This window comes from SAR324 cluster bacterium (genome assembly GCA_029245725.1).
Classification (GTDB): Bacteria; SAR324; SAR324; order SAR324; family NAC60-12; genus JCVI-SCAAA005.
This window is the reverse complement of sequence record JAQWOT010000131.1, coordinates 1-9484: the sequence shown is the minus strand read 5'-3', so window position 1 is coordinate 9484 and position 9484 is coordinate 1. Positions and strand designations below refer to the sequence as shown.

General features: G+C 44.8%; 10 protein-coding genes and 1 pseudogene. 7 read left to right on the top strand and 4 right to left on the bottom strand.

Annotation, left to right across the window (positions count from 1 at the left end; all coding sequences use genetic code 11):
• The first annotated feature begins 208 nt into the window (after nt 1-208).
• The 7 genes from P8O70_05920 to P8O70_05890 all read left to right on the top strand — a co-directional run bounded on the left by P8O70_05920 (nt 209) and on the right by P8O70_05890 (nt 7246).
• Nucleotides 209-910, top strand: a complete 702-nt coding sequence (locus tag P8O70_05920; GenBank protein MDG2196413.1) for a sugar phosphate isomerase/epimerase — start codon at nt 209-211, stop codon at nt 908-910.
• Between the two features lie 37 nt (nt 911-947).
• Nucleotides 948-1685 carry an ABC transporter ATP-binding protein gene (locus P8O70_05915; protein ID MDG2196412.1) on the top strand — a complete coding sequence of 246 codons (738 nt, stop codon included), beginning with the start codon at nt 948-950 and terminating at the stop codon, nt 1683-1685.
• Between the two features lie 16 nt (nt 1686-1701).
• Complete coding sequence (locus tag P8O70_05910; GenBank protein MDG2196411.1) at nt 1702-2607, top strand: branched-chain amino acid ABC transporter permease; 906 nt, start codon at nt 1702-1704, stop codon at nt 2605-2607.
• 46 nt (nt 2608-2653) lie between these two features.
• Nucleotides 2654-3856 carry an ABC transporter substrate-binding protein gene (locus tag P8O70_05905; protein ID MDG2196410.1) on the top strand — a complete coding sequence of 401 codons (1203 nt, stop codon included), beginning with the start codon at nt 2654-2656 and terminating at the stop codon, nt 3854-3856.
• Nucleotides 3857-3916: 60 nt separating this feature from the next.
• Nucleotides 3917-4945, top strand: coding sequence for a branched-chain amino acid ABC transporter permease (locus P8O70_05900; protein ID MDG2196409.1), 1029 nt, complete (start codon nt 3917-3919; stop codon nt 4943-4945).
• Nucleotides 4932-5735 (top strand): ABC transporter ATP-binding protein, encoded by an 804-nt coding sequence (locus P8O70_05895; GenBank protein ID MDG2196408.1) that lies wholly within the window; start codon nt 4932-4934, stop codon nt 5733-5735. Before P8O70_05900 ends, P8O70_05895 begins: the two co-directional genes overlap by 14 nt.
• A 167-nt stretch (nt 5736-5902) precedes the next feature.
• Nucleotides 5903-7246 (top strand): MATE family efflux transporter, encoded by a 1344-nt coding sequence (locus P8O70_05890; GenBank protein ID MDG2196407.1) that lies wholly within the window; start codon nt 5903-5905, stop codon nt 7244-7246.
• Nucleotides 7247-7273: 27 nt separating this feature from the next.
• Here P8O70_05890 and P8O70_05885 read toward each other — a convergent pair whose 3' ends face one another.
• From P8O70_05885 to P8O70_05870, 4 genes and pseudogenes are all read right to left on the bottom strand, one after another.
• A complete protein-coding gene (locus P8O70_05885) occupies nt 7274-8215 on the bottom strand; it encodes a metallophosphoesterase (protein MDG2196406.1) in 942 nt (313 codons plus the stop codon).
• Nucleotides 8215-8787, bottom strand: a complete 573-nt coding sequence (locus P8O70_05880; GenBank protein ID MDG2196405.1) for an amidohydrolase family protein — start codon at nt 8785-8787, stop codon at nt 8215-8217. Before P8O70_05880 ends, P8O70_05885 begins: the two co-directional genes overlap by 1 nt.
• Complete coding sequence (locus P8O70_05875; GenBank protein MDG2196404.1) at nt 8787-9038, bottom strand: hypothetical protein; 252 nt, start codon at nt 9036-9038, stop codon at nt 8787-8789. Before P8O70_05875 ends, P8O70_05880 begins: the two co-directional genes overlap by 1 nt.
• A 210-nt stretch (nt 9039-9248) precedes the next feature.
• Nucleotides 9249-9484 (bottom strand): annotated as a pseudogene (locus tag P8O70_05870) (L-rhamnose mutarotase).

The following is a 9484-nucleotide window of genomic DNA, read 5'->3' as shown; positions in this document are numbered from 1 at the left end:
CTGCCTGGGTTGCGAGTCCGAGGTGTTCGTTTACAACAGGGCAACTTTTTGATGTCACAGGTGGACGAGCAAAACATTGATTCCAAGAACAATTACACTGAATGATCTAAATATTCATCAGGTCTGTGTTTCCAAACAGTGTAATTTTCTCGAATCCTTGGATTGCTTTGCTCGGCATGGAGTTTTTAGAACAGTTCTCTGGAAGCCAATGCTGGATGAAGTAAGTGTAACTAAGGCAAGACGATCAATACGAGATTCAGGAGTAAGGGCTGAAGCGCTCTGTGCTCTGGTTTTGATAGATTCTGAAAGTGAAGGAGATCATCAATCACAAAGACTGAAGAACCAACAAATCTTTGAAATAGCTGCTGAATTGGAGGTTTCTTCAGTAGTGGTTATCACGGGAGGACTGCCTTCTGATTCGAAGGACATTCAATTTCAGAAGGAAGCAGTCCTTGCAGAACTAGAATTCCTACTGCCCGCTGCAGAAAAACTTGGAGTGAGTCTTTCTTTGGAGCCCCTTCATCCAATGGTTTGTGGGATGAGATCGGTGATATCAAGTTTGAGAGATGCAGTTGAAATTTTGGATGACCTCTCTCATCCAAATTTGACAATTGCGCTCGACAGCTACGCTCTTTGGTGGGATCAAGGACTGGAAGAACAAATTCATCAAGCGGGTACACGAATTCGGCACCTGCATGTTTCTGACTGGCTGCCCCAAACGAAAGATTTGCGACTAGATCGAGGGATGCCCGGGAATGGTTGCATTGATAATCGTAAAATCAGGACTTGGTTGGAGAGGGAAGGATTTAAAGGCCCTGTTGAAGTCGAGATCTTCTCAGCATTTGACTGGTGGCTGAGGCCCGCAGATGAGATGGTCAAAACGATCTGTGATCGCTTGGGATTTCTTTGATTAACCTCATAAGTTCAAAAGATACGGAGACTGTGTTTTGTTAAATATCAAGGAGGTTCACTCAGGATATGGCAAACTCAAAATCCTTCGTGGGATCAACCTCAATGTTCCCCAGGGAGGTGTAGTTGCACTTTTGGGGGGCAATGGAACCGGCAAATCAACCTTACTGAAAACCATTTCAGGATTGGTACCTGTGATGGAGGGAAATATCGAGTTTGATGGGCAAATCATCTCTGGTAAGAAACCCCACGAAATTGTGCGAAGCGGACTTGTGCAGGTTACGCAGTCCAAAGAAGCTTATCCTTCGATGACCGTGGAAGAGAACTTGATGCTGGGAGCATACACCCGAAGCGATGGTGGCGGTGTAAGAACCGATTTAGAGAGAGTATATGAGTTCTTTCCGGTACTTCGGCAAAGAAGGAAAGTGTTGTCTGGAACCTTGAGCGGTGGCGAGGTCCAGATGCTGGTCATTGGGAGAGGCCTGATGGCCAAGCCCAAGATGTTGATGCTAGATGAGCCTAGTGCTGCACTTGCGCCGAAAGTCGTTTTAGAAATTTTTTCTAATATATATAAAATCAGTCAGACTGGTGTTACGATTCTCATCGTGGAGCAAAACGTAAGGATGGCGCTACTATTAGCCCAATACGCCTATATTATTCGGGATGGAGTGATTATGATCGAAGGTTCAGCAGAAGATTTGATCAATGATCCCTCGGTAAAAGATTCTTTCTTGGGCGGCACAGTCGCAAACACAAAAAAATCTCTTAATTCCTAACCAATAAGTCACCCTCATGGACTTTGATTTTGAATCTTTACTAGCGTTTATCATTTTTGGAGTGACCATCGGGGTTGTCTATGGAATTGTGGCCTTGGGAATCTCTCTAATCTATTCAGGCTTGGACATCGTTCATTTCGCCCATGGTGAAATCTACATGTTTGGTGCGTTTCTGGGCCTTGTTCTCTCTCAACAGCTTGGTATCCCTTATCCTGGAGCAATGATTGGAGCAATGATTTTAGCCGCCTTGCTCGGTATGTTCATTGAGCGGGTTTTCTACAGGCGTCTCACGAGATCAGGCGGTGGGTACACTGTTGCTGGAATGGGGATGATTATTTGTGGTTTTGGGATGTCTGTGGCGCTAATGAACGTAGCTTTTCTGATTTGGGGAGCGGATGCTGAACCCTTCCCAGTTGACTTCGGTATAGAACCTTTAGAGATCAATGACATTTCGATACCACCAAGTTATTTACTGACAGCTGTGGTGTCTTTGTGTTTGATGGGAATCCTGAATTACTTTTTGCGCTACACGAAAATCGGTCTGGCTGTCAGAGCCGTTGCGCATAACAAGGACATTGCTTTTTTGATGGGCATCAATGTTCCCTTGTTCATTTCGCTGATTTTCGGACTGGCCTGTGCGTTAGCTGCGGCAGCAGGTGTGCTTGTAGGCCCAATGCAGTCGGTGCAAGTAGAGATGGGCTACCTGATGTTGTTGAAAGCATTTGCAGCTGCTGTGGTTGGAGGTTTTGGAAGCTTGCCAGGTGCTCTGATCGGAGGAATTCTTGTCGGAATTTTTGAAAATCTTGGTGCGGCATACATTTCTGCTAGTCACAAAGATATCTACGCTTTTTTGCTGCTAATCCTAGTTTTGATGTGCCGGCCTGCCGGTCTCTTTGGGGTGGTGGCAAAAGTAAAGGCATGAAAGAGTTCATGCCACTTTCCCAACTAGGCTTATAAAGGAGGAAGCCATGAGGAACTGGACTAAATTCCTTGCTGGATTAGCTGCAGGAGGATTCGTTCTCTCAGCAACAGCGGCACTGGCTGATGAAATTCGTATTGGTATCACAATGCGGATGGTTAGTGAGAATGGTCAGAAATACGGGCAGATGGTCATGGATGAGATTGGTCTCATCAATGAAGCTGGAGGTATCAATGGGCATCAGATCAAGGCAACACTGATGAATGATGAGTGTAAATCAGACAAGGGTGTTGCAAATGCCAACAAATTGATTTTCCAAGAGAAGGTTCATCTATTGGTTGGTTCAACATGTTCTTCAGTTTCTTTACCGATTGTGGATGTTACGGCTAAAGCCAAAGTCCCACAAATCATCCCTCATTCCACAAATGCAAAGATTACCCAGAAAGGAAGTGCTTGGGTCTTCCGAGTCCCCGTCTCGGGTCGTTTTTACGCAGGGGTGAATGCAAAGTACGTTGGTGAAAATATTGGTAAGAAAATCGCCTATATTTGTGCAGCTGATGCAGCTTCTCAAAATGACTGCGATGCTATGCAAGCTCAGATGAAGAGTCAGCATGGAACTGAACCCGCTTATGTTGCTCAAGTACAAGAAAAGGAAGTCGACTTCCGTACACACATGCAGAAGATCAAATTAGCAGGTGTTGATGGAATCATGGTGGCTGCACTTGCAGAGACGATGAGTCGAGCACTGATTCAGTCCTACGAGGCTGGTATCGGGCCTAATGTTCGCCGCATCGGTTCCTCTTCAGCATCTAATGCCCCTGTGCCCAAGATCTCAGGTGATGCGGTAAAAGGTGTTTTCTATGCCGCTGCCTACTCTAACGCAGATACTCGCCCCATTGCAAAGCTATTCAACCAGATGGTTAAGGATCGCTATGGCATTCACGCACCAGATCATGACTTCTCCCAAGCTTATGATCTAATCAGGATTGTTGAAATGGCCCTTAACAATTCAGACCTCAAGCTGACTAATAGTTCATTGGCAGCTGATCGAACAGCGATTCGGGATGCGATTGCCAACGTAAAGAATTATCAAGGTCTTGCCTCTGGACCAATCAGCTTCTGTGCTGACGCGACGCCACAGTGTCGTGATGGGAACAAGACTCCTGTTCTGATTTCTTATAGAAAGGGTGGAGAAGCTTTCGAGACAGAAGTTCTTGCCCGTGTGAGTATGCCGGAAGACTTCGGTCTTTGATCAACGATCGGGGAAACTCAAGGGTTTCCCCGACGCTGTTCCTTCCCAGGTTGATTTTCCATGATTTCATTCATTACCAACTTTACTTCAGTAATTGAATCCCTTGCGAAGGTTCATCGCCTCCTCCCCTGGTTGATTGCTTATGTTTTGCTGCTTTTTTTACCGAATCTGATTACAGCTACTTTCGGTGAGTATTACGTAGATTTAGCCAACAGATGCTGCTTATTTATTTTGCTGGCAGTAGGGCTAAATATTGTAAAAGGCTTTTGTGGCCAAGTAACCGTGGGCCATATTGGCTTGTACGCCATTGGTGCAGTGACGTCTGCACTCTTAGCTCAGAATTATGGACTGCCTTTTTGGTTGAGTGCGCCTCTCGCCATTTTGGTTACTTGTTTGGCAGGTTTGGTCGTTGGTTTGCCTTCGGTACGGCTGGAAGGTGCCTACCTTGCGCTTGCAACCCTTGGATTGGGTGAGTCTGTTCGCATCATGATTGCAGTAACTCCTGCTCTCGGATCCAGTACAGGCATCATGATGATTCCAGCCCCCACGATTGGGGATTATGTCATTGAAAGCTTTGATCATTACTTTTACCTGGTAATGACTGCAGCTATCATCGGAATCTATTTCTCCTTCGTCATCCTCAATTCCTCCACAGGTCGGGCTTTTAAGGCTATTCGTGAAGATGTCATCGCCGCCTCTGTCTCAGGAATCAATGTACCATTTTACAAGCTGCTAGCCTTTGTGATCAGCGCGATCTATGCAGGTTTGGCAGGAGCACTCTTTGCTCATATGCCACCTGGATACCTCCACCACAACAATTTCACAGTTATTGAAATGGTGACCTTGTTGTTGATGGTTGTCCTTGGTGGGATCGGAAATATTTGGGGTGGTGTGGTTGGAGCGATCGTCGTGACCGTCATCTATGATCAAACAAAGGATTATTACTTCTATCAACCGTTGATCTTCGGCGTTACGATGGTGTTTTTGGTTGTCTTTATGCCCCGAGGAATTGGTGGAGTGATTGAGCAAGCAATCGTCAAAAGGAAATTCATCGAAAAACACGAGGAACAGAACCTTGGCACTTCTTGAAACTAGAGGACTTAGTAAGAGCTTTGGTGGGCTAAAAGCAGTCTCAGGAGTTGATCTAAAAGTTCAGCCGGGGACAGTCCATGGTTTGATAGGCCCCAACGGCTCTGGTAAATCGACTTTCTTCAACTTAGTAACAGGGGTCTATCAACCAGATCCGGGCAGTTACATTGAGTTCGATGGTAATGACATTACCAATCTACAAGCTCATGGCATCGCTGCACTGGGTATGGCGAGAACCTTTCAGCTACTGAGATTGTTTTCAGAGATGACCGTACTTGAAAATGTGATGGTCGGAAATCATTGCAAAACTAGCTATGGAATTGTTGAATCCTTACTCGGCACCTCTCGGGTTCGACATGCAGACCAGAAAATGAAAGAAGAGATGTTGGATCTCCTCGAATTTATTGGGCTCGCGAATTTTGCCGATATTCCAGCAGGAGAGCTTTCAGGTGGACAGCGAAGACTTTTGGCGTTGGGAAGAGCAATTGCGATGAAGCCGGAGCTGCTCCTGCTCGATGAACCAGGTGCAGGATTGTCCCCCGTGAATGTTGATAAATTGATGGAGACGATTCTCGCATTGAAAGAGCGCTACAAGTTGACGGTAGTAGTAGTAGAGCACATTTTGAAGGTGGTCATGAGTACCTGTGAAACCATCTCCGTTTTGGATCATGGTCAGAAGATTGCGGAAGGACCTCCAGAGATGATCAAGAATGATCATGCTGTTATTGAGGCCTATTTAGGTCGGGAATTGCCTGATGAGGAGATCCGTAACGTTATCCGAGGTCAATGACCCAAATTACAAATTTTGAAATTGAATTTCCAAGAATACCATCTGAAAATCTAACCACACATTAGGAGGGTCCAAAGAAATAATCCCTAAAGGAAATTTGAGGAAGTTTGTCTTTAGATAATTTAATATATATTCAATCAAATCCTCATTTTTCTGAATAAACCTGGATGAATCTCGCCAAAGACCCAATCCCTATTCTCGTCCGTCGAATAGCATTCCCCGCAAGTGTAGGCTGGTTTTTTAACACCATGTTCAACGTGGTAGATACCTTTTGGGCTGGTCAACTTTCTGCCCAGGCGATTGCTGCCCTCTCATTGTCGATGATTCCTTTTCTGGGCTTATTGTCTATGGGGATTGGTCTTGGACAAGGGACAAACGCACTGGTGTCAAATGCATTGGGAGCCCAGCAACATGAGCGTGCTGTTCGATTGATCGCTCAAGCGTTACTACTAGCATTGGTTGCCTCCGGATTGGTGATGCTCCTCGGTCAAACTTTCACTCCCATGCTATACCGTCATATGGGCGCAGAGGAGTCATATTTGGAGATGGCCCTCAGTTACATCGACTGGCTTATTTATGGGTGCGCCACTTTCATCATCAATTTAACCGCAAATGCAGGACTCAATGCGCAAGGTGATACCAAGACCTATCGTAATGCACTGATTTGTGGTTTCTTGGCGAACATTATCCTTGATCCGTTGCTGATGTTTGGCTGTGGTCCATTTCCCCAGATGGGAGTGGAAGGAATTGCGATTGCCACCATCCTAATTCAGTTGGGGATTGTCCTTTATATAATTACGAAGGTTCGACAATCTTCTTTGGGACAGCATTTGAGGTTCGAATACTTCAAACCTCAACATGATTTATTGCGAGATCTGATTCGTCAAGGATTACCCTCTACGATCAGCATGATGCTCATCGCATTGAATTTCTTCGTAATTTTATTTTTTGTCTCAGATTATGGTAAAAGTGCGGTGGCGGCCTTTGGCGTATCTACGAGGATTGTCCAGGTTATGTTATTGCCGACGATAGGCCTAAATGTAGCTGCTTTGTCGTTAACGGGCTTTAACTTTGGTGCTGGTGATCTTGGAAGAGTCAAAGAGGTCTGGCGAACTTGTATGAGAATAGCACTTTTGATGATGTGTATTGGTGCGGTCGTATTATTCGTAGTTCCAAGACTTTGGTTGGGTCTTTTTACGGAAAGCTCGGAAATTCTTGATGTTGGAGAGAGTTTGTTGAGAGTAGAAGCTGTTCTGTTGCCAGCCTACACAACTTTATTTCTAGGGGTTGCTGTTTTACAGGGACTAAAAAAACCAATGTTTGGGATGATTTTAGGAGGCTATCGTTTGATCATAGCCCCTTTAATTCTCTTTTGGTTTTTCTCCGAGGTGTTGGGCTTTGGCTTAAATGGAATTTGGGTAGGAATCTTTCTGACAACCCTAAGTGGTGCGGTCATTACCTGGATTTTTGTAAAGTATACCTTTTTAAAAATCACACCTCAGTCATTATAGACTTTTTATCAAATCATCTGGCGTGGGTCAGGGAAAAACCGAAACAAGGTTCGTTTCAGTTAAAGATTTTTCTCCTGACCAGCTGTAGGCAAACAATGGCCCATTTTGTCCCGCCCTGAGATCCAGGCAACAGAGTTTGGGTTGCAACACCATCTCAAATTGCGCGTAGTGTCCAAAAAAAATCTTCTTATCAGATGAATAAAGATACTGTTGTTGTTCGTTCAATTGGCTCTCTGAGAATGGACTATCAGAACCATCCTTGCCCAAGGCAACCAGTTCCCCAAAGTTTTTTGGTTCTGGATGCCACCATTTGAATCTACCATGCTTGCGCTTATAACCGAGATTGTCAATGTAGGCTTCTTTCCCTAAAAACATTTCTGGTCCCTTGATCAAAATCTCCAATGCTCTAAATGGATTCATCTGTTCATCGGAATCATGTTCTTCCACAAAGACTTCCCAATCATCGGTGATGATCTGACCTTGCGGATCTGACAGCCTATTATATAAAAGAAATTCTCTGGCTGGTTCATACCAACAGGCGTGGATAGCCCTTACATCAGGATCCTCCCACCAGATGGGTAAACTTCGAAACCAGGATATTGTCTCCTCCAGTTCAGCTGAATTAACCTGGTATTCAAGGAGGAAAGATTTGTGTTGTTTCTTGTTTCTGGTGGAGTGCGGCCGCAGGTAATTGTTACCTGATGACGAAGGGGTATGGTAGCAGATGGCGTTGAACTCATGATTTCCCATCAAGGCAATTGCCTGCCCTTTTTCTGTCATGTCACGGACGATTTCGATCACCCTCCGATTCTGTAGACCCCGGTCAATGTAATCACCTAGAAAAATAACTTTTCGTTCTACATCTGAGGCAATATATGAATTTTCCTTCGACTGATAGCCTAGTTTCAGTAAGATTCTTTCCAGTAAATGAGCATGGCCATGAATGTCTCCGATAAAGTCATACCTCATTAGGACCCATGAAGTTGGTAGAGTTGGATCGCGTTACTGTACATTGCTTTCTTTTGGAAAATCTCACTTCGTTTCGACAATACCTCCCAATAAGCAGCAACCCACTGGTTCAACTGAGTTTCAAACAGACAAACAGGCCAGTCTCCACCAAAAATTACCCGATCCTCACCAAAACTATCCAAACAGTGGTTGATAGTTGGTGTTAGAGTTTCAGCATTCCATCCCTCTTGAGCCCTAGCAACGATTCCAGAAATCTTGCAAAAGGTACTGGGTAAGGCCCCGAGAGCTGCGATGTCCTCTTTCCAACCCTTAGCTGTGTGCCAGAAAGGCGATCCATCGTGTTTCTCTCCAAGGTTTTTTTCTCCATTGACTAGGTGAGGATCAGCATTCCCACAATTATCGATGACAAAAGTTGTCTCAGGACAGGTGGCAACGAGCTTGGCTGCATCAGAAATTTCTGAAGGGCGGATACAGATGTCAAACAGCAGCCCACGCCTACCCAATTCTTGTATTCCATCTACAAACTTAGCTTGTAAGCAATGTCCGGGTTTGGTCTCAGGAATATTAAGCATCACCTCAAACCTCTTACAAATTGATTTTGAGTATGCTTATTCAGAAAGGTGTCAAATTCAGATGATGCTGGATTCTCAGCAATCACAATCTTTCTCATCGGCGTCTGACTCGAGATAAAGAGGGCGCTCATCTGCTGGATTTCATCCTCAACACAATCAGGATTGACGTTCACTTCCATATAAACAGTTTGCTCTATTCTCGTCCCTTTTGAGGCCTCCAAATAATCGGACATGAGGTAGCTATGGTCCATGACCTTGTCACCGGTGACCCAATTTAGCGAGAGGGCCTTTAGATCCCAAAGATGTTGGTGTGTGTCGATAATTGGTATTATGACCCTCCTTTACATTTGAAAATCAATTATTTGGCTATTTGAAAGCAGAATTAATGGCAATGAGCCTAATTCTTTATGTGGACTCTGTTTGTTAGAAATTCTTAAAGTTTGAACACTGTGAAAAGAATTTTAGCTGGGATCATCATAAAACACTTCCTCCATCATGGACCAATGTTCTCCCTCCTTACGGGTCTCTACTGGTGCTTGACAAAGGCTTACAGACGGCCCACCACTTCTTGGTGATCGGAGCATCGGCCATCTTCTGCATGTCGGCTGCAAAGTCATCTCCGTGATACTCCCAATAACCAAAGAGTCGCTGCTCTCCCTCATGTAGCCAGATACTGTAGTTGCGGATGTTGCTCTCT